The sequence below is a fragment of the Aureimonas altamirensis genome (assembly GCF_023702225.1).
In the GTDB taxonomy this organism is placed as follows: Bacteria; Pseudomonadota; Alphaproteobacteria; order Rhizobiales; family Rhizobiaceae; genus Aureimonas; species Aureimonas altamirensis_B.
In genome coordinates this window covers 511,485-531,130 of sequence record NZ_JAMQCO010000001.1, presented here as the reverse complement: position 1 = coordinate 531,130, position 19,646 = coordinate 511,485, and the positions used below count along the sequence as shown (strand labels likewise).

Here is a 19,646-nt window from a genome sequence, read left to right as displayed (position 1 = left end):
CCTGATCGAAATCCTGTTGCTCAGATTATGCACAAACCTTTAGTTGCACAATGTGCACCCAGCAATGGGCAGCCATGTCAAAAACGCCATTAAGGGTTAATCATGAAGATCGGAATTCTGGGTGCGGGCGCGATCGCCAGCGGGACGGCGGCCTATCTTGCGCAGAACGGCCACGAGCCCACCATCTGGTCGCCCTCGGGCCGGCGCCTGGGCCGATTGGGCGAAGGCGCCCCGTTGACCGCGAAGGGCGGCGTGGAGGGCACATTTTCGGTATCCGTGGCGTCGGATGTCGCAGAGGCCGTATCCGGAAAGGACGCTGTACTGGTTGCGTTGCCGGCCAATGGCCATCGCATGGTTCTGGATGCCGTGGCGCCCCATCTCGACCACGGCCAACCCATCATCTTCAGTTCGCATGCCTCGTTCGGCGCGCTGTATCTGTCGCGGCTCCTTGCCGCGCGTGGCGCATCGGCGCCGATGATCGTCTGGGGCACGACATTGACGACCGGCCGGATGGCAGGCGACGAGGCGGTGAATGTCTCGACGCTGCGCAAGAAGATCGACTACGCGACGCTCGGCGCCTGGAATGGTGATTCGGCGATCCGGTTCCTGACGGCGTTGTTCGGCGACCGCTTCGTGCCGCGTGACGGGTTGATGGCCATCGCACTGTCCAACCTGAACCCGCAGAATCACCTGGGCATCGCGCTGCTCAACCTGACGCGCATGGAAAAGGGCGAAACCTGGGGGCAGGCAGAGCATGTCACGCCGGCGGTCGGCCGCTTCATCGAGGCGCTCGATGCGGAGCGGCTGGCCATCGCCGAAAGCTTCGGCCTGTCGGTGCGCACCGTGCGGCAGCATTTCTCCCTGTCGTTCCATGTGCCGGAAAACGACGTTTCGACCATGAATCAGGAGATGTTCCGCAACGGCCATGTGACGCCCGGCCCCTCCACTATGGATAGCCGCTACATCTATGAAGATGTGCCTTTCGGCCTGTATCCGACCGCACTCCTCGGCCGCGTGGTCGGACGGCCGGCGACGCTGCATGAAGCCGGGATCGCCATCTTTTCGGCAGCGGCCGGGCGCGACCTGACCGCCGACAACGACCTGCTGCCGGCGCTGGACTTCGCGGCGCTGGATCGCGACCGGCTGGAGGCCCTGGCGCGAACCGGCTATTGACGGTCAGTCCGCCGGCCGATCCACATTCGGCAGCAGGATGGTGATGAGGCCCAGCAGCGGCAGGTAGGACGTCAGGGCATAGACCGTGTCGATGCCCCGGCTGTCCGCCAGCCCGCCGAGCAGGGCCGCACCCAGCCCGCCTGCGCCGAAGGCGAAGCCGAAGAACAGCCCGGCCACGAAGCCGATGCGGCCGGGCAACAACTCCTGCGCAAAGACCACGATGGCCGGGAACGCCGAGGCCAGCACGAGGCCGATGATGGCGGCCAGGACCCCCGTGAAGAACAGGTTGGCATAGGGCAGCAGCAGCGCGAAGGGGATGACGCCGAGGATCGAGAACCAGATCACGAAGCGCGCGCCGAACCGGTCGCCGAAGGGACCGCCGACCAGCGTGCCCACCGCCGCCGAAGCCAGGAACAGGAACAGCATCAACTGCGCGCTCTGGATACCGAGGCCGAAGCGGTCGATGACGTAGAAGGTGAAATAGCTGGAGAAGCTTGCCATGTAGACATTCTTGACCAGCGTCAGCGCGACCAGGATGACGATGGCCATCACCACCGTGCCGCGCGGCAGCGGCAGCGCCTGGGATACGGCAGGGCGGCCGCGCATGGCCCTTTGCTGCGCGGCGTACCAGCGCGCCGTCCATGACAGGATCAGCATGCCCAGCAGCGCCACGATGGCGAACAGCGCGACGCTCTTCTGGCCGTTCGGCACCACGATGAAGGCGGCAAGCAGCGGGCCGGCCGCAGAGCCGGCATTGCCGCCGACCTGGAAGAAGGACTGCGCAAAGCCGAACCGCCCGCCCGAGGCCAGGCGCGCGACGCGCGAAGCCTCGGGATGGAAGATGGCCGAGCCGAAGCCGATCAGGCAGGCGCCGAACACCAGCATCGGATAGCTGTGCGCCTGCGACAGCAGGATCAGGCCGATCAGCGTCGATGCCATGCCGAAGGGCAGGGAGTATGGCATCGGGCGCTTGTCGGTGATGATGCCGACGGCCGGCTGCAGCAGCGAGGCGGTGATCTGGAAGGCGAGCGTCAAAAAGCCGATCTGCGCGAAGGTCAGGTCGAACTCGACCTTCAGCAGCGGATAGATCGCCGGGAGCAGCGATTGCATGATGTCGTTGAGCATGTGGCAGAGGCTGACCGCCACGATGATGGGTAATGTCTGCGTAGTGCCCTTGATTCCGGCTGTCGTCGTCATTGCTTCCTCCCCGCCGACCGCACGCCGGTCAGCGAATCTTCTTATCCGCCTCCGCAGCCTCGTTCCAGCTGTCGCGCCGGTGCGGCTGGCGGCCGAAATCGGCGTCGGCCGTATCCTGTCCGGCCGCGATGATCGATCGCCGGATGGCGCGCGTGCGGGTGAAGAGATCGAAGAGGGCGTCGCCGTCTCCCCAGCGGATGGCGCGCTGCAGGGTTGCGAGATCTTCTGAAAACCGCGCCAGCATCTCCAGCACCGCGTCGCGGTTGGTCAGGAAGACGTCGCGCCACATCGTCGGGTCCGAAGCCGCGATGCGGGTGAAATCGCGGAAGCCGGAGGCCGAGAACTTGATGACTTCGGATTGCGTCACCGTTTCCAGGTCCGCCGCCGTGCCGACGATGTTGAACGCGATCAGGTGGGGTACGTGACTGACGATGGCGAGCACCAGGTCGTGATGCTCGGGCGTCATGGTCTCCACCATGGAGCCCATGCCTTCCCAGAAGGCGCGCAGCCGCTGCACCGCCGCATCGTCCGCGCCATCGACCGGGGTCAGGATCGTCCAGCGATTCTCGAACAGTTCGAGGAAGCCGGCATCCGGGCCGGACTGCTCCGTCCCCGCGATCGGATGCCCCGGTACGAAATGCACATGCGACGGCAGGTTGGGGCGCATCGCTTCCACGACCGAGCCCTTCACGGAGCCGACATCGCTGACGATGGCGCCCTTGGCAAGGCTCGGCGCGATGAGCGCGGACACCGCTCCGCAAGCGCCGACCGGTACGCAGAGAATGACCAGGTCCGCACCCGACACCGCTTCGGCGAAGTCGGCATGGTAGCTGTCGCCGAGGGCGAGCTGCTCGGCGCGCGCCAGCGTTTCCGGACGGCGCGTGGCGATGGCCACATGCCGCGCCAGCCCGCGCTTCCGGGCGTTGATGGCGATGGAAGAGCCGATCAGCCCGATGCCGATCAGCGCGACGCGCTCGAACAGAGGTTCGCTCATCGTCCCAGAAACTCGCTCAACGCCGCCACGACGCCATCATTGGCCTCATCACTGCCGATCGTCATGCGAAGCGCATTGGGAAACCCGTATCCCCCGACACGGCGCAGGATATAGCCGCGCTGGGTCAGGAAGGCGTCCGCCTCCGCCGCGCCCTTTCCCGGCGCTTGCGGAAAGTGGATCAGCACGAAGTTGGTCACGCTGGGGCTGACGCGAAGGCCGAGCGCTTCCAAGGCTTCCGTCAGCCGCACGATCCAGCCGTTATTGTGCGCAACCGTACGCTCGACATGGGCGCGGTCGCGGATGGCCGCGGCGGCGGCGGCGATGCCGAGCGCGTTGAGGTTGAAGGGGCCGCGAATGCGCTCGACGGCATCGGCAATGCCCTCGGGCACGTACATCCAGCCGACGCGCAGCGAGGCGAGGCCATGGATCTTCGAGAAGGTGCGCGTCATCACCACATTGTCGGCGCTCGACACCAGCTCGATCCCGGCCTCGTAGTCGTTGCGGCGGACATACTCGGCATAGGCCGCGTCCAGCACCAGCACGCAGTCGGCCGGCAGGCCGGCATGCAGGCGGCGAATCTCGTCGAAGGGCACATAGGTGCCCGTCGGGTTGCCGGGATTGGCGATGTAGACCATGCGCGTCCTGGACGTGACGCGTTCGAGGATCGCATCCACGTCGACATGGGCATCGCGCTCGGGGGCCATGACGGCCGTTGCCCCGGTGGCCATGATGGCCGTCCGGTGCAGAAGGAAGCCATGCTCGGTGTATATGCCTTCGTCCCCATCGTGCAGATAGGTCTGCGCGAGAAGGCTCAGCACCTCGTCCGAGCCGTTGCCGCAGACGATGCGCTGCGGGTTCAGGCCATAGCGCTCGGCGAGCGCCGCCTTCAATGCGCCGGCCTGCGGATCCGGGTACAATTCCAGGTGGCGGCTTGCCTCGGCGATCGCGGCGGCGACGTCGGGGGAGGGGCCGAGCGGCGTTTCGTTGGACGACAGCTTGTGCAGGCGGACACCGGCCGGCGCGTGGCTCTTGCCGGGCACATAGGCTTCGATGTCCAACACTCCCGGCCGTGGCGCCGGCGCCTTCGTCAGGCCCTGCATCGTCTTATCCTCACATCGCCGCGTACGCTACGCCCGCAAGGGAGCGGCATAGCCCCCGACCGGCCGAATGTCGAGCGTTTCCGGGCGCTCGCCGGAAACCGGCGGCACTCCGCGCGGACCGGCCACAAGGCGACTGCCTTCGGCACGGGCCAGAACGGTGAAACCCTCCGCCAGTTCGATGTCCTCGCCGTCGATCACATGACACTCGACCTCGAAGGGGACCGGGTCGGCCAGCGGCGGCGCCAGCACGAGGGCGGGTTCGCCGGCGGGCCGGCCGTCCTGCCCGATGAAGGGAAGGCGCGCGACGATGGATGCGCGGCCGAGCCGGCGCCACCAAGGGCCGGAAGCCTCCTTGAGCATGACGATGCCGAGCCAGTCGTCGCCCTTCTCGACGCGGTCTATGACGGCGTCCGCATCGTCCACGAGATGCATGGGCACCGAGAACCCGCAGGTGAAGCGTGCCGTATCGACGGCGGCGGCGACGTCGCCGGCCGTCGATACGGCAACCTCGAAGGGCGCCTGCAGCGCCGTGAAGGTGGAGATGATCTCGCGCCAGAGATGCTCGACTGCGGTGATCGGCAAATGGCCGCGATGCCGGGCCACCAGGCGGCGCATCATGTCCGCCTCGCGGCCGGGGCGGAAGGCCGCGCCGTTTCGCTGCGTGCCCTTGGCGGCGATCAGCTCGTCGATCACGGTTGCCCGCTGCATCAGGAGATGGTGGATCGATTCGTCTATGGCGTCGATCTTGGCCCTCAGTTCCGAAAGCCTCGTCGCGTCGCCGGCCTGCCCGTTCGTCATGTCTGCCGTACCCCCGCCAGTCGCCTTTGGTGTCGCGAAAGTCCTACACAGCTGCCGCAGCGGTTGCAAAGAAGCGTTGATCTATCGGGGCCATGTCGGTAGCAGAGAGGCCTGAATCAGTCGGGTACGACATGCAATGAACGCTCCCTCCACGACAGAGGTGGCCGGCCTCAGCCTGCGGGAAGCGCGCCAGCCCTCCAGCAAGATCGCGCATTTCGGGGCCGACCAGCCGCTGGCGCTCGATGCCGGGCAGGTGCTGTCGCCCTTCGACGTCGCCTACGAGACGTGGGGGCAGCTCAACGCCGACAAGTCGAACGCCATCTATGTCTGCCACGCGCTGACGGGCGACCAGTACGCCGCGAGCCGCAACCCGGTGACCGGAAAGCCGGGATGGTGGTCTTCGCTGATCGGGCCCGGCAAGCCCATCGACACGGACCGCTACTTCGTCGTCTGTTCCAACGTCATCGGCTCCTGCATGGGCTCCACCGGGCCTGCCAGCATCGACCCGGCCACGGGCCTGCCCTATGCGCTCGACCTGCCCGTGCTGACCATCGCCGACATGGTGCGCGCCCAGGCGATGCTGATCGACCGGCTGGGCATCGACCAGCTTTTCGCCGTCATCGGCGGCTCCATGGGCGGCATGCAATGCCTGCAATGGACGGTGGCCTACCCGGAGCGGGTCTTCTGTGCGCTGCCCATCGCCACGGGCGCACGCCATTCTTCGCAGAACATCGCCTTCCACGAGGTCGGGCGGCAGGCCGTGATGGCCGATCCGGACTGGCAAAGCGGGCGCTATATCGAGGGGGGCGTACGGCCGCACAAGGGGCTGGCCGTGGCGCGCATGGCTGCGCATGTGACCTACCTTTCCGAAGCGGCGCTGCAGCGCAAGTTCGGTCGCAACCTGCAGGACAGGGAGTCGCTCGGCTTCGGCTTCGAGGCGGACTTCCAGATCGAAAGCTATCTGCGCCATCAGGGCACCAGCTTCGTCGACCGGTTCGATGCCAATGCCTATCTCTACCTGACCCGCGCCATGGATTATTTCGACATCGCAGCAGATTATGGCGGCCGGCTGGCCGATGCCTTCGCCCGTACGCGCACCCGCTTCTGCCTCGTTTCCTTCTCGTCCGACTGGCTCTTCCCGACCGAGGAAAGCCGGGCCGTCGTGCACGCCCTGAACGCCGCCGCCGCCTCGGTCTCCTTCGTCGAGGTGGAGACGGACAAGGGCCACGACGCCTTCCTTCTGGACGAGCCCGTGTTCTACGCCGCGGTCGACGGGTTCCTGTCGTCCGCCGCGCGGGCCAGGGGCCTGCGCGGGGAAAAGTCATGAGCGGGCCGGAAGCACCCCAGGCGACGAGCCAGATCGTTGCGGCCGACGCCAATGTCCGCGTCGACCTCGCGCTGATCGCGGACCTCGTGCAGCGCGGCGGCCGCGTGCTGGATGTCGGCTGCGGCGACGGCAGCCTGCTGGCGTTGCTGGAGCGCCAGCGCGGCGTGGACGCGCGCGGCATGGAGATCAGCCAGCAGGGCGTCAACGAGGCGGTGGCGCGGGGGCTTTCGGTCATCCAGGGTGACGCCGACCGCGACCTCGTCCACTATCCGGACGATGCCTTCGACTACGTGATCCTGTCGCAGACGATCCAGGCGACGCAGAACCCGAAGGCGGTGCTGACCGAACTTCTCAGGGTCGGTCGGCGCGCCATCGTGTCCTTTCCCAATTTCGGCCATTGGTCGGTGCGCATGTCGCTGTTGACCAAGGGGCGCATGCCGGTGACGCGCAACCTCGCCTATAGCTGGTACGACACCCCGAACATTCATTTCTGCACCATCCGCGACTTCGTCGATCTGACGCGCGAGGTGGATGCGGAGGTGGAGTCGGCCATAGCCCTCGACTCCACCGGGCAGCGCATGGGCATGCGCCTGCCATGGGCCTTCTGGAACCTGTTCGGCCAGCAGGCGGTGTTCCTGCTGAAGCGCCGGGGCAAGTAGGCCGCAGGGTCTTCCGCCTTCAGAGGTTGACCGTCTTCATGCCGGCGTCGGCATAGCGCGCTCCGGAAGCGGCGTCGGCGGGGAAGATGTCGTCGATCTCCTCCATCTCCTCGCGCGTGAGCACGATGGATGCCGCATCGACATTCTCTTCCAGATAGGGGATGCGGCGCGTGCCGGGTATCGGCACGACGTCCTCGCCCTGCGCCATGACCCATGCCAGTGCGATCTGCGAGGCCTTGACCCCCTTGCGGCGCGCGATGCCCTCCACCGCATCCACCAGCTTGAGATTGCGGTCGAAATTCTCGGGCGAGAAGCGCGGCGCGTTGCGCCGGTAGTCGTCCTCGGGCAGGTCGGCCGCGCTGCGGAAACGGCCTGTCAGAAAACCGCGTCCGAGCGGCGAGTAGGGCACGAAACCGATGCCGAGCTCGCGCAGCAGCGGCAGGATCTCCTGTTCCGGCTCGCGGCTCCAGAGGGAGTATTCGGTCTGCAGGGCGGCGATCGGGTGCTCGGCGTGGGCGCGGCGGATGGTCTGCGGCGCGGCTTCGGACAGGCCGAGGTAGCGGACCTTGCCTTGCTCCACCAGCCGGCCCATAGCGCCCACCGTTTCCTCTATGGGAACGGTCGGGTCCACGCGGTGCTGGTAATAAAGGTCGATCACCTCGACGCCCAGCCGCTTCAGGCTTGCGTCGCAGGCGGCCATGACATAGTCGGGCTGGCCGTCGATGCCGAGCCGCTCGCCGGCCGGGCCGCGCACATTGCCGAACTTCGTCGCCAGCACCACCTCGTGCCGCCGGCCGCGGAGCGCTCGGCCGACCAGCTCCTCGTTGCGGCCTACGCCGTACATGTCGGCCGTGTCGAGAAAGGTGACGCCGAGGTCGAGTGCGCGATGGATGGTCGAGACGGACTGCGCATCGTCGGACGTTCCGTAGAACTCCGACATGCCCATGCATCCGAGGCCCATGGCCGAAACGGCAAGGTCCGGTCCCAGTTTGCGCTGTTGCATCGTCTTGTCCCCCAAGTCCAGTTGCAGCGTCGGGAGCCGCAATGTGGGGAGCGGCAGGCTCGAGTTTAAGATGCGCGGGGCAGGGCGCCCGCGCTTTTCGGTGCGCCGTCCTGGCGTGCCGAGGCGCCCTGGGGCACCAGTACGGGCTTGACGAGGCGCAGCCGCGCCCGCTCGTTGCGGGTTACGGGGATGCCGCGATAGACGAGCTTCGTCGCCTCGATGATGAAGACGCCGGCAAACAGCGGCCATGCCCTGCGGCCGGCCCGCTCGAGCGGATTGGCGAGGTTGACGAAGCCGGCGCGGCGAAAGGGCGGGAAGAAGAGCGCCTGGTTGACGCCGGAGGGCGAGAACATGGCGCCGTGCAGCAGGCGCTGTGCCTGCCCCCGCGACCAGGGGCGTCCCGAGCCGAAGGGCGTACGGTCGAAACGGGCCCAGACCCCGGCGCGATTGGGGATGACGATCACCAGCCGCCCGCCGGGCGCCAGGGTGCGCCATACCTCGCACAGCAGTTGCGACGGGTTCTCGGCAAATTCCAGGGCATGCACCATCAGGACGCGGTCCACCGAGGCGTCGCCCAGCGGCAGGCAGGATTCGTCCACCATGGCGCTGGTGGACGAGCCGGCCGCCGGCCAGCGTATGGCGCCCTGTGCGGCCGGCATGAAGGCAAGCGTGCGGTCGGCGTCGGCCGAGAGCCGGTCGAGATAGGGCAGGGTATAGCCGAGGCCGAGCAGGCGCTCCTGCGAAATGGACTGCCATAGCGGAGCCATTGCCATGCCGATCGCCCGGGCCGTCGCCTGGCCCAGCCGGCTGGCATAGAAATCGCGCAGGTCCACGATATCGGCGTTCATCTGCTGCGTGATGCTGATGGCGCATCCCTCCGAAAGGACGTTCGCCTCTTGCAAGGCGTCGTTCCATTCTATCTCAGCTTGGCAGGGACGACATGCAAGAAGGAAATCTTTATGGGCACGGTTGAAATCAGGCAGTTCATCTGCCGCACCGATAATTTCGGCGTGCTGCTGCATGATGCCGACAGCGGGGCCACCATTTCCATCGATGCTCCGGAGGAGGCGCCGATCCTGAAGGTGCTGGATGAAGAAGGCTGGACGCTGACGCACATCCTGACGACGCACCATCACGGCGATCATGTCGCCGCCAACGATGCGCTGAAGGCGCGCTTCGGCGCGACCATCGTCGGCCCGGCGGCAGAGGCCGAACGCATTCCGGGCATCGACCGGCAGGTCGAGGGCGGCGAGACTTTCGCCATCGGGGCAATCGCTGTGGAGGTGCTGGACACGCCGGGACATACGCTGGGGAGCGTCTCCTACCATATGCCCGGAATATCGGCCGTCTTCGCCGGAGACGCGTTATTTTCCCTCGGCTGTGGCCGGCTGCTGGAGGGTACGGCCCCAATGCTGTGGGAGTCGCTCAAGCGGCTACGCGCCTTGCCGGACGAAACGATGCTGTATTGCGGCCACGAATATACGGGCGCCAACGCGCGCTTTGCCCTGTCGGTCGATCCGCAGAACCTTCTGCTGCACGAGCGCGCAACGCAGGTCGAGCATCTTCGGGTCGCCGGAGAGCCCACCTTGCCCGTGCCGCTCGGACGCGAGAAGAAGACCAATCCGTTCCTGCGCGCCGACGATGCGGCCCTTGCCGACGAGCTCGGCCTTTCGGGCCAGCCGCCTGAAAGCGTCTTCGCGGCGCTGCGCAGCCGCAAGGATGCGTTCTGACGCCCTTCCGCGTCAGGACCGGGCGAAGGTGGACGCGTTCAGCGTCAGGGGACCGATCTTGGTGGGGATGCGAACATAGACCGGCGCGTGGATGCCGCTGTCGCCGATGGGCGCGAACCAGATTCTGATCGTCTGGCCCATTAGGTACTGCAGGCCGGACGAGCTGCGGCGAAATCCGCCGACGGGCTCGATGCGCGCGTTGCATACCATGGCCTTGCCGGAAAAACCGTCGGCCTCGAATTCGGCGGTGCCGCCGGGCGACAGCTTCAGGTCGAGACGCGACCAGCCGTCGAAGATGGGCAAGGTCCGGTTGCAGACGCGGTCGGCCCGCGCCTTGATCATCATGCTGGCGAGCGGGTCCACGACGTTGGCGAGCTGGCCGGGCGTCACGGGGACGTAGTCGGACGGATGCGTCTTGCGCTGCGGCGGCGATACCTCGGTACCGACGACGCGGCCGCCGCGCATCCGCACCGTGCTCGACCAGCTCTTGCCGTCGCTGGTGTAGTTCAGCGCGTAGCGGTTGGACTGCACCCTGTCGGCGCGCACCTGTCCATCGGACGAGCTGGTTCCCTGCGTGCTGGAGACGAGGGCGCCGAGGCCGGCGGATCTGAGATTGCCGGAAACCGAATAGCGGCTGCCGGCGAATTCGGTCGTGAAGTCGGCCCGGCCGACCGTGACGCCGAGAATCGAAATGCTGTAGCGTGTCTGCAGCGTCTCGGCGCGGGCCGGCCCGCCCGCCAGCGCAAGGAGGCAGAGAAGAAGTGTGGCGGCGATTCGCTTGAACGGCATCGGAACGGAAGACCTGGACGGAGTGCGGTACGAGAGCCTGTATACCAGACCGCTCGCGCATACGGGATCAATCTTGGCGGAGAGGCGGATTTTGCGCCGTGGGCGCTATCGTCCTCCGGTTCTTGACCTTGCCCGCCAAGCCGACTATAGGAACCGCCAATCCCGATCATGCCCAACGGCTGATGATCGCGCCGCGCCTGTCGCGGTGGCGCGACCGGCCGGGGCTCTTGGACTTTTGAAAGGTGATCCTATGTCGCGCGCTTGCGAACTGACTGGCAAGGCCGTCCAGTCCGGCAACAATGTCAGCCACGCGAACAACAAGACGCGTCGCCGCTTCCTGCCGAACCTGTGCAGCGTCACGCTGATTTCCGACTCGCTCGGCCAGCGTTACCGCCTCCGCATCAGCGCCAACGCGCTGCGTTCGGTCGAGCATCGCGGCGGCCTCGATGCCTTCCTGCTCAAGGCTTCCGAGGACGATCTGTCGCAGCGCGCCCGGCTGCTGAAGCGTCAGGTCGCCAAGAAGGTCGCGTCGGCGCAAGCCACCGCCTGAATCGGCCTCACGTCGGGCCTGCCGACGTTCTGAACCAATGGGCCTCGCCGGCGGCGGGGCCTTTTCGCGTGCGGATATTCCCTGAAACGCTGGTGCCATACCCCAGCCTAAAAAAATGGAACACGCGCATGTCGCTGCCCCGTCATTACGTCCTTCCCGTACTGGCCATGACGCTGATCGTCCTGGCCTCCAACATCGCGGTCCAGTTCCCGGTGCAGGGCACGGTCGGAGCGTTGTCGCTGGGCGACATCCTGACCTGGGGTGCCTTCGTCTACCCCTTCGCCTTCATCGTCACCGACATCAACAATCGTCTCTACGGGCCGATGATGGCGCGCCGGGTCGTCTATGGCGGGTTCGCGACGGCCATCGCCGCGTCGATCGTGCTGCCGCCGCTGCTGTTCCAACTTGGGCTTGTCCCCTTCGGGCTGGAAGCGGGACGCCTGGTGCGGATCGCGCTTGCCAGCGGCCTTGCCTTCCTGGCGGCGCAGCTGGTGGATATCCTCGTGTTCAATCGCCTGCGCCGCAAGAGCTGGTGGAAGGCGCCCATGGCCTCCGGCATCGCCGGCACCATCATCGATACGCTGCTTTTCTTTTCCATCGCCTTCGCGCCGGTCTTCGTGGCCCTCGGCCCGAACGACGCCTTTGCGCTGGAAGGAGCGCCGCTTTTGGGGATATTCAACGGCACCGAGGCGCCGCGATGGATGTCCTGGGCATTGGGGGATTTCGCGGTCAAGCTGGCGGTGGCGGTGTTCGGCCTGGTGCCCTACCGGGTGGTGATCAACATGGTTCTGCCCTACCGGGAAGCCCCGGGCGCGCGCATCTGACCGTCGCCGAGAAGGCGAAACTCAAGGTAGAGATTTCGCTGGAAGAACGAGCCGTTGTCGTCGGACGCGATGGCGAAGACGATATCGCCCTGCGGGTCGCGGAAGATGTCCAGGGCTTCCATGTTGTCGATTTCGAAGCTGCCGTCGGCCTCCATCAGGATGTCGCCGTCCACCAGGGCGCCGGGGGCGATGGAGCCGCCATCGATCCAGCGGAGCCGCATGCCGATGCGTCCGAAGCCTTCATAGCGGCGTTCCAGCAGCACGAGATCGCCCCCTGGCAGGAAAGCCGCATCGGTGACATGCCATGGCGGGTTTCTTGCGACCGTGAAGACACCGCCGGCGGGGCCGAGCACCGCGGCGTAGAGATTGCCGCGTGCATCGATGGATTGCTCGCTGACGACGATGGTTCGGCCGTCCGGCGCCGTGGCGATGGCCTCCAGCCCCTGGTTGCGACGAAGCTCGCGCCGGGGGATATGGAAATCGAGCTCGGCCAGTGCCGCGCCCCGCAACGGGCCGGCGGCGTCGTAGGCGACGACGCGATGATCCCGCTCGAAGGATATGAGCACCCGGCCCTCTGTGATCGTCAACCCTTCGGCATCGGCATCGCCCTTGCGTGGCTGCGGCCTGCCGCTGCCGTCGAGGATGGGGGCGATCCGCCCGTCGGCGATGCCGATGGGCGCGCCCGACCGGTCCCGAAGGATGGTTCCGGAAAACCACAGGCCCGTATCGGTCACGGCAAGGAAGCGTCCGCCGGCAGCGTCGGTGAACCGCCAGCCCGAAATACCCTGCAGGCGCCGCTCGGAAGGGCGGAAGCTGAAGCCGCCGCGATACTTAAGCGCACCGAAGCGCGTCGTCGCCTTGCCGGGCTGGAAGGATTCGATGGCGATGGGGGTCAGAGTGACGGGCGTTTGCGCCTGCGCGGCCGTGGCAAAGGCTAGCACGAGCCAGCAACAGACAAGCCGGCAATAAATTCGCCTTGCGAGCTTCAACGACGGGCGGCCGTCCGACGTCGGCTTCCTCCGCCTTCGCCTTCCAGGTCGAACAGGGCGGCCAACTGTTCCGTCATGGCGCCGGCCAGCTCTTCGGCATCGACGATGGTGACGGCCCGCCGGTAATAGCGTGTCACGTCGTGGCCGATGCCGATGGCCAGCAACTCCACGGGCGAGCGCTGCTCGATCTCGTCGATGACGGACCGCAGGTGTCGCTCGAGGTAATTGCCGGGGTTTGCGGACGAGGTGGAGTCGTCCACCGGCGCCCCGTCGGAGATGACCATCAGGATGCGCCGCTGCTCCGAGCGCGCCAGAAGGCGATTATGCGCCCAGATCAGCGCCTCTCCGTCGATATTCTCCTTCAACAGGCCTTCGCGCATCATCAGGCCGAGATTGCGCTTGGCGCGTCGCCACGGCGCGTCGGCCGACTTGTAGACGATGTGGCGGATGTCGTTCAGCCGGCCGGGGCGGGGCGGCTTGCCTTCCTTGCGCCATTGCTCCTGGGACTGGCCGCCCTTCCATGCGCGGGTGGTGAACCCGAGGACTTCCACCTTCACGCCGCAACGCTCGAGCGTTCGGGCCAGGATATCGGCGCAGGTGGCCGCGACGGTGATGGGGCGCCCGCGCATGGAGCCGGAATTGTCGATGAGCAGCGTTACGATCGTATCGCGGAATTCGGTATCCCGCTCCATCTTGTAGGATAGCGGCTGCATGGGATCGGTCACCAGGCGGATCAGCCGCGCCGTGTCGAGATAGCCCTCTTCGAGATCGAAGTCCCAGGATCGGTTCTGCTGCGCCATCAGCCGGCGTTGCAGCCTGTTGGCAAGCCGCCCGACGACTCCCTGCAGGGCTGCGAGCTGCTTGTCGAGGAAGGAACGCAGGCGGTCCAGCTCCTCTTCGTCGCACAGCTCCTCGGCGCCGACGATTTCGTCGAACTGCGTGGAGAAGATCCTGTAGTCGCTGTCGCCCGCCTGCAGCGTCAGGGGCTGGTTGGGGCGGCGCGTATCGCCCGGCGTCTCGGTATCGGCCGAGTCATCCTCCGAAGGGTCGTCGGCGGAAGCGTCGGAGGCCTCGGCCTCGGCGGCCTCGTCGGTCTCTCCCTCGACATCGGTTTCCTGTGGCTGGGCATCGTCCTGCCCGGCCTCCTTTTCGGCACCGGATTCCTCGGAGTCGCGCGCCTGGTTGTCGCCGGCCTCATCGTCGTCGCCGCTTTCCTCCGGCTCTTCGTTGGCCAGTTCCTCCGCCATCTCCATGGCCACGAGAACGTCCCGCATGGCGCGCGAAAAGGCGCGCTGATCCTCGATCAGCTCGTTCAGGCGGCCGAACCGTTCCCCGGTCCGCTCGGTGATCCAGTCGCGCCAGACGTCGACGACGGCCCGGGCGCTGTCGGGCGCCGGCCGGCCCGTCAGCTGCTCGCGGATCATCAGGGCCACGGCGTCTTCCAGCGGCGCCTCCGCCTTGTCGGTCACGGCGGACAGGTTGGAGCGCTGGTACTTGTCCTCCAGCATGGCCGTCAGGTTGTCGCCCACCCCCTGCATGGCGTTTGCGCCGATGGCTTCGCACCGGGCCTGCTCGGCCGCGTCGAAGACGGCGCGGGCGTTGCGCCCTTCGGGCGACAGGTTGGCATGGACCTTCGTATCGTGCCGGGCGCGGCGCAGCGCCATGGCATCGGCCAGCCCGCGCGTGACCGCGATGTCGGAGGCGGCGGGCCGCTTCGGCAGGTCGGGCAGCCGCGCCTTGGAGCCGGAAAGTCCGGGCCGCTCGTTGCCGAAGGTGACGTCCAGCTCTCCTTCGCCGGCGATGGCGCGCATGCAGCCCGTGATCGCGCGCCGGAACGGCTCCCGGTCGAATGCGGGCAGTTTGCCCGGCCTGGAATTGTCGCCCGGACGCGCCATGGGCCGCTCAGTCGAGAACGAGGTTGGATGCGGATTCCGGCAGTTCCTCGCCGAAGGCGCGCTGGTAGAACTCGGCGACCAGTGGCCGCTCCAGCTCGTCGCATTTGTTGAGGAAGGTCAGCCGGAAGGCGAAGCCGACATCGCCGAAGATCTCGGCATTCTCGGCCCAGGTGATGACGGTGCGCGGGCTCATCACGGTCGACAGGTCGCCGTTGACGAAGGCCGAGCGCGTCAGGTCGGCCACGCGTACCATGCGCGATACGGTCTGGCGCCCTTCCTTGTTGTCGAAATGGCGCGCCTTGGCCATCACGATGCCGACCTCGTTGTCGTGCGGCAGGTAGTTCAGCACGGTGACGATGGACCAGCGGTCCATCTGCGCCTGGTTGATCTGCTGCGTACCGTGATAGAGGCCCGTCGTATCGCCGAGGCCGACCGTGTTGGCGGTGGCGAACAAACGGAAGGCCGGATGCGGGCGGATGACGCGGCTCTGGTCCAGAAGCGTCAGGCGGCCGCTCGATTCCAGCACGCGCTGGATGACGAACATCACGTCCGGACGGCCGGCGTCGTACTCGTCGAAGACGAGCGCGACATTGTTCTGGTAGGCCCAGGGCAGGATGCCGTCGCGGAATTCGGTCACCTGCTGGCCTTCGCGCAGGGTGATCGCATCCTTGCCGACGAGGTCGATGCGGCTGACATGGCTGTCGAGATTGACGCGCACGCAAGGCCAGTTCAGCCGAGCCGCCACCTGCTCGATATGGGTGGACTTGCCGGTGCCGTGGAAACCGGAGACCATCACGCGACGATTTTTCGCGAAGCCGGCCAGGATGGCCAGCGTGGTCTGCCTGTCGAAGAGGTAATCCGGGTCGATCTCCGGCACATGCGGGTCGGCCACGGAATAGGCCGGGACTTTCAGATCGCTGTCGAAACCGAAGGTTTCGCGGACGGAGACGATGGCGTCGGGCAACCCGGCCACTTCCAGTTCCGCTGCACTCATCACACCTCCATGGATCGGCATCGCCAGACGCGCCGATCGATCGTTTTCTTGCGCCCGAAGCTGTAGAACCTTTCAGCCGCCTTTTGAAGCCGGTTCAGCAGAAACCGGCCTGCTTGAGCAACTTGTAGGCCTGGATGACCTCGCGCAGCCTGTCCTCGTTGCCGCGGTCCCCGCCATTGGCGTCCGGATGGTACTGCTTGACCAGTGCCTTGTAGCGCAGGCGGATCGTTTCGCCATCGGCATCCTGCCGCACGCCCAGCGTGGCCATCGCCTTGATCTCCAGCGGCCGGGCCCGCCGCCTAGGGCCCTCGCGCCGCGGCAATTCGCCGTCGCGGAACAGGTTGTAGGCGTGGGTATGGCGGCTCCACCGCTTGCCGGAAGCGGCCTCGCCTTGGGCCTGGGCGCCGCCGCTGGAGTTGGAGCCCATCTTCCAGGTGGGCCGATGCCCGGTCATGGAATCCTTCAGGAAGGCCTGGATGTCGTTGTCGGCGAGGCCGGAAAAATAATTGTAGCTCTTGTTGTACTGGCGGACATGCTCGAAGCAGAAGAAATAATACTGGCCCTCCTGGTCGCGGCCGCGCGGCGCCCGGTGCGTGCCGGGTTCGCAGCAGCCTTCCCAGGCGCATTCCGGAGTCAGCGGCTCCGGCTTGGCACCCGCCCTGACGCGGATACGGTCGAAATATTTGGAATCGAGCTTCATCACGGATCAATTATGGGTTCCAGCAGGTGCGCTAACAAGAATTGACAGACGCGAAAAGCCGCGCGAAACGGAAACTTTACGCCGCAGCGAATCCGGGGCACGCCATGAGCATCCAGTCCGCCATCGAAGAAAAGCTCTCCGCCGCCTTCAGGCCGGACAGCCTCGAGGTCGTGAACGAAAGCCACCTTCATGCAGGCCATCATCACGATACGAGCCATCACGCGCCCTTCGACGGAACGGGGGAAACCCATTTCCGTGTCCGCATCGTGGCCGACGCCTTCGCGCCGATGAGCCGGCTCGAGCGGCACCGTGCGGTGAACGCGGCGCTGGCGGGCGAGCTTGCAGGCGGCGTCCACGCCCTGGCCATCGAGGCGCGCGCACCCCAAGAGGCCGCACGCCGGTGACGACGCCGCATAGGCGGCGGCATCGCAGGCTGCGGCGCGGACGGCTGGGCGCCGGCCTGTTCCTGACGGTCTGCCTGTCGGCGCTTGCCGGCATGACGGATGCGATCGGCCTGATGATGATCGGAAGCTACGTCTCGTTCATGAGCGGCAACACGACGGAGTTCGCCGCCGCGCTGGTGCGCGGGCAGTTCCAGCACGCGGCCATGCTGGCGGCGATCCTTCTCGTCTTCGTGGCGGGCAACGCACTGGGAGAGGTGTTCATCCGCCTGACACGGCGCAATCATGTGCCGCTGCTGTTCGTGACGGCGGCGCTGATCGCGATGCCGATGGCGCTTCCGGGCCCGACCTGGCCCCTGCTGGCGGTGGTGCTTGCCATGGGCATGCTGAATTCCGGCATAGAGCAGGTGGAAGGGCAGGCCTTCGGCATCACCTTCGTGACGGGGGCGCTGTCGCGCTTCGGACGCGGGATCGGCCGGCGGCTCATGGGGGAGCCGGGCGGCGGATGGCCGCTGCAGATCGTACCCTTCGTCGGCATGCTCGCCGGCGCGACGGCCGGCGCGCTGGCCTACCGGACGATGCCGGAGACGAGCCTTGCGGCGCCCGCCGCGTTCAGCCTGGCTCTCGGCGTGGCGACATTGGTTATCCCGGATCGCTGGCGGCGCAGCTACGTATCGCCGCAGCGCGTCAGGCGGCCGCAGCCGTCTCCGCGTTGAGAAAGGCGCGGACGTCGTCCGGCAGCACGTCCCTGGCGATGAAGGATTGGCCGATGCCGCGCGTCAGGATGAAGGTGAGCCGGCCCCGGACGACCTTCTTGTCCTGGGCGATCCTGTCGATCAGCGTATCGACGTCCAGGGCGGGCCCCGGTATGGCGTCGATGCGTGTCGGCAGGCCGACCGCCTGCAGGTGGCGCTCCACCCGTACGACGTCCTGCCCGCCGATCAGGCCCAGCCGGTGCGAGAACCGGTGCGCCAGCGCCATGCCGATGGCTACGCCCTCGCCGTGCACCAGGCGCTGCGGGTCGTAGCGGACGGCCGATTCCAGTGCGTGCCCGAATGTGTGGCCGAGGTTGAGCAGCGCGCGGTTGCCGTCCTCGCGCTCGTCGTCGGCGACGACGGCGGCCTTGGCTTCGCAGCACCGTGCCACGGCCTCGATGCGCGCCGACCCTCCCGCGAAGATCGCCGCATGATTGGTCTCCAGCCATTCGAAGAAATCCGGCCGGTCGATGAGGCCGTACTTGACCACCTCCGCATAGCCGGCCGCGAATTCCCGCACCGGGAGGGTAGAGAGGATGTCCGTATCGGCCAGTACCAGCGCAGGCTGGTGGAAGACGCCGATGAGGTTCTTTCCGCGCGGGGAGTTGATGCCCGTCTTGCCGCCGACGGAGGAGTCCACCTGTGCCAGCAGGCTGGTCGGCACCTGGACGAAGCGCATGCCGCGCCGCACGATGCCGGCGGCAAAGCCGGACAGATCGCCGATGACGCCGCCGCCGAGCGCGACGACGGCATCGCCGCGCTCCAGCCGGGCGCCGAGAAGCGCGTCGACGAGCTGCATCAGATGGTCGAAGCTCTTGGTGGTTTCGCCGGCCGGGAGAACGATGGACACGTGGTCGATTCCCGCCTCGTCCAGGGCCGCGGACAGGCGGTCGAGATGCAGGGCCGCGACATGTTCGTCGGTTACGATGGCGGCGCGGATGCCCGGCAGCCGCGCCGCGATCTCCTGTCCGGCGCGGGCCACGAGCCCGCCGCCGACAAGGATATCGTAGGATCGCGCGCCGAGGTCGACATGCACCTTGCGCGTATCCGCGCCTGCATCGGAACCGATCATCGCCCTTGCCCGTCCTTTTCGATCTTGCGGCGCAGCGCCGAGACGATCTCCGCCGCGATCGTCTCGCGCCGCGCGTTGCGGCTCTGCACCGTCAGGTCGGCCTGTGCGTACACCGGATAGCGTCGGTCCATCAGTTCGCGCATGACGGTGCGCGGGTCCGCCGCCTGCAGCAACGGACGCGTCGGTCGCTTCGAGACGCGCTCCATCAGAAGGTCCAGGTCGGCTTTCAGCCAGACGGTGTAGGCGCGCTCTCGCAGCAGCGCCCGTGTCGCCTCGTTCATGTAGGCGCCACCGCCCGTGCCGATCACGCGGGGCCCTTCTTCGGCGATGCGGGCGACGACGCGGGCCTCCAGCGCCCGGAACTCGGGCTCGCCATAGGCGGCGAAGAGTTCCGATACCGTCATGCGCGACACGCGCTCGATCTCCGCGTCGGAATCGACGAAGGGCAGGCCGAGAATCTGTGCCAGCTTGCGTCCGATGGTCGTCTTGCCGGCGCCCATCAGCCCGACAAGCGCGATGGAGCGGCCATGCAGCTCCAGCGGCGCGGCCCTGGGCCGTGTCTTGTCGGCGGTGGACGTCATGCGGGGGTTGTGCCCTTCATTGCGATCCGCCTCGAAAACAGGAAAGCACCGTCCGCGTCAAGCTTGGCGCGGGGGCAACGGAAGTGTTAACCCTTGGCGAGGACAATCGCGGCTC

Annotated in this window: 21 protein-coding genes; 8 read left to right on the top strand and 13 right to left on the bottom strand. The window is 66.9% G+C overall.

The features are described 5' to 3' along the window. Nucleotides 1–102 precede the first annotated feature (102 nt). Entirely contained in the window at nt 103–1,173 is a 1,071-nt protein-coding gene (locus NDN16_RS02610) for an NAD/NADP-dependent octopine/nopaline dehydrogenase family protein (RefSeq protein WP_251112042.1), read from the top strand. 3 nt (nt 1,174–1,176) lie between these two features. Here the strand turns inward: NDN16_RS02610 and NDN16_RS02605 are convergent, their stop codons facing one another. From NDN16_RS02605 to pheA, 4 genes are read right to left on the bottom strand one after another with little or no spacing between them, the layout of a single operon-like run. Beyond that, nucleotides 1,177–2,370 carry an MFS transporter gene (locus NDN16_RS02605; RefSeq protein WP_251112041.1) on the bottom strand — a complete coding sequence of 398 codons (1,194 nt, stop codon included), beginning with the start codon at nt 2,368–2,370 and terminating at the stop codon, nt 1,177–1,179. A 28-nt stretch (nt 2,371–2,398) separates the two neighbouring features. Then, complete coding sequence (locus tag NDN16_RS02600) at nt 2,399–3,364, bottom strand: prephenate/arogenate dehydrogenase family protein (protein WP_251112040.1); 966 nt, start codon at nt 3,362–3,364, stop codon at nt 2,399–2,401. Beyond that, nucleotides 3,361–4,464: a histidinol-phosphate transaminase gene (gene hisC / locus NDN16_RS02595; protein WP_251112039.1), complete on the bottom strand. Its 1,104-nt coding sequence runs from the start codon at nt 4,462–4,464 to the stop codon at nt 3,361–3,363. Before hisC ends, NDN16_RS02600 begins: the two co-directional genes overlap by 4 nt. A 27-nt stretch (nt 4,465–4,491) precedes the next feature. Then, nucleotides 4,492–5,262, bottom strand: a complete 771-nt coding sequence (pheA, locus tag NDN16_RS02590; protein WP_251112038.1) for a chorismate mutase — start codon at nt 5,260–5,262, stop codon at nt 4,492–4,494. 136 nt (nt 5,263–5,398) lie between these two features. Here pheA and metX point away from each other — a divergent pair, with 136 nt between their 5' ends. Both metX and metW read left to right on the top strand, forming a co-directional pair. Then, entirely contained in the window at nt 5,399–6,589 is a 1,191-nt protein-coding gene (gene metX, locus NDN16_RS02585; RefSeq protein WP_251112037.1) for a homoserine O-acetyltransferase MetX, read from the top strand. Then, nucleotides 6,586–7,248: a methionine biosynthesis protein MetW gene (gene metW, locus NDN16_RS02580; protein ID WP_251112036.1), complete on the top strand. Its 663-nt coding sequence runs from the start codon at nt 6,586–6,588 to the stop codon at nt 7,246–7,248. Before metX ends, metW begins: the two co-directional genes overlap by 4 nt. A gap of 19 nt (nt 7,249–7,267) precedes the next feature. Here the strand turns inward: metW and NDN16_RS02575 are convergent, their stop codons facing one another. Further along, nucleotides 7,268–8,251, bottom strand: a complete 984-nt coding sequence (locus tag NDN16_RS02575; RefSeq protein WP_251112035.1) for an aldo/keto reductase — start codon at nt 8,249–8,251, stop codon at nt 7,268–7,270. Between the two features lie 65 nt (nt 8,252–8,316). Then, on the bottom strand, nt 8,317–9,153 hold the full coding sequence (locus tag NDN16_RS02570) for a class I SAM-dependent methyltransferase (protein ID WP_353050184.1): 837 nt from the start codon (nt 9,151–9,153) through the stop codon (nt 8,317–8,319). A 57-nt stretch (nt 9,154–9,210) separates the two neighbouring features. On the opposite strand from NDN16_RS02570, the gene gloB reads away from it, so the two are divergent. Further along, entirely contained in the window at nt 9,211–9,981 is a 771-nt protein-coding gene (gene gloB / locus NDN16_RS02565) for a hydroxyacylglutathione hydrolase (protein WP_251112034.1), read from the top strand. 12 nt (nt 9,982–9,993) lie between these two features. Here the strand turns inward: gloB and NDN16_RS02560 are convergent, their stop codons facing one another. Further along, nucleotides 9,994–10,770: a DUF3108 domain-containing protein gene (locus NDN16_RS02560; protein WP_251112033.1), complete on the bottom strand. Its 777-nt coding sequence runs from the start codon at nt 10,768–10,770 to the stop codon at nt 9,994–9,996. Nucleotides 10,771–11,020: 250 nt separating this feature from the next. Between NDN16_RS02560 and rpmB the strand changes: the two genes are divergently transcribed. After that, entirely contained in the window at nt 11,021–11,320 is a 300-nt protein-coding gene (gene rpmB / locus NDN16_RS02555; RefSeq protein WP_251112032.1) for a 50S ribosomal protein L28, read from the top strand. Nucleotides 11,321–11,448: 128 nt separating this feature from the next. Beyond that, complete coding sequence (locus NDN16_RS02550) at nt 11,449–12,144, top strand: queuosine precursor transporter (RefSeq protein ID WP_251112031.1); 696 nt, start codon at nt 11,449–11,451, stop codon at nt 12,142–12,144. On the opposite strand, the gene NDN16_RS02545 is transcribed toward NDN16_RS02550, so the two are convergent. From NDN16_RS02545 to NDN16_RS02530, 4 genes are all read right to left on the bottom strand, one after another. After that, nucleotides 12,114–13,085 (bottom strand): esterase-like activity of phytase family protein, encoded by a 972-nt coding sequence (locus NDN16_RS02545; RefSeq protein WP_251112030.1) that lies wholly within the window; start codon nt 13,083–13,085, stop codon nt 12,114–12,116. The genes NDN16_RS02550 and NDN16_RS02545 overlap by 31 nt on opposite strands. A gap of 44 nt (nt 13,086–13,129) precedes the next feature. Then, nucleotides 13,130–15,028, bottom strand: coding sequence for a cobaltochelatase subunit CobT (gene cobT, locus NDN16_RS02540; protein ID WP_251112029.1), 1,899 nt, complete (start codon nt 15,026–15,028; stop codon nt 13,130–13,132). A gap of 7 nt (nt 15,029–15,035) precedes the next feature. Continuing rightward, the gene (gene cobS / locus NDN16_RS02535; RefSeq protein ID WP_251112028.1) at nt 15,036–16,022 is read right to left on the bottom strand and encodes a cobaltochelatase subunit CobS; all 987 of its coding nucleotides are present in this window, start codon (nt 16,020–16,022) and stop codon (nt 15,036–15,038) included. Between the two features lie 94 nt (nt 16,023–16,116). After that, nucleotides 16,117–16,722, bottom strand: coding sequence for a J domain-containing protein (locus NDN16_RS02530; RefSeq protein WP_251112027.1), 606 nt, complete (start codon nt 16,720–16,722; stop codon nt 16,117–16,119). Nucleotides 16,723–16,826: 104 nt separating this feature from the next. Here NDN16_RS02530 and NDN16_RS02525 point away from each other — a divergent pair, with 104 nt between their 5' ends. Together NDN16_RS02525 and NDN16_RS02520 are read left to right on the top strand one after the other, a co-directional pair. Next, on the top strand, nt 16,827–17,126 hold the full coding sequence (locus NDN16_RS02525) for a BolA family protein (protein ID WP_251112026.1): 300 nt from the start codon (nt 16,827–16,829) through the stop codon (nt 17,124–17,126). Then, nucleotides 17,123–17,839, top strand: coding sequence for a YoaK family protein (locus NDN16_RS02520; RefSeq protein WP_251112025.1), 717 nt, complete (start codon nt 17,123–17,125; stop codon nt 17,837–17,839). Before NDN16_RS02525 ends, NDN16_RS02520 begins: the two co-directional genes overlap by 4 nt. Here the strand turns inward: NDN16_RS02520 and aroB are convergent. Beyond that, on the bottom strand, nt 17,811–18,950 hold the full coding sequence (gene aroB, locus NDN16_RS02515; protein ID WP_251112024.1) for a 3-dehydroquinate synthase: 1,140 nt from the start codon (nt 18,948–18,950) through the stop codon (nt 17,811–17,813). The two genes, NDN16_RS02520 and aroB, sit on opposite strands and share 29 nt — an antisense overlap. Beyond that, nucleotides 18,947–19,531 carry a shikimate kinase gene (locus tag NDN16_RS02510; protein WP_251112023.1) on the bottom strand — a complete coding sequence of 195 codons (585 nt, stop codon included), beginning with the start codon at nt 19,529–19,531 and terminating at the stop codon, nt 18,947–18,949. Before NDN16_RS02510 ends, aroB begins: the two co-directional genes overlap by 4 nt. Nucleotides 19,532–19,646 lie beyond the last annotated feature (115 nt).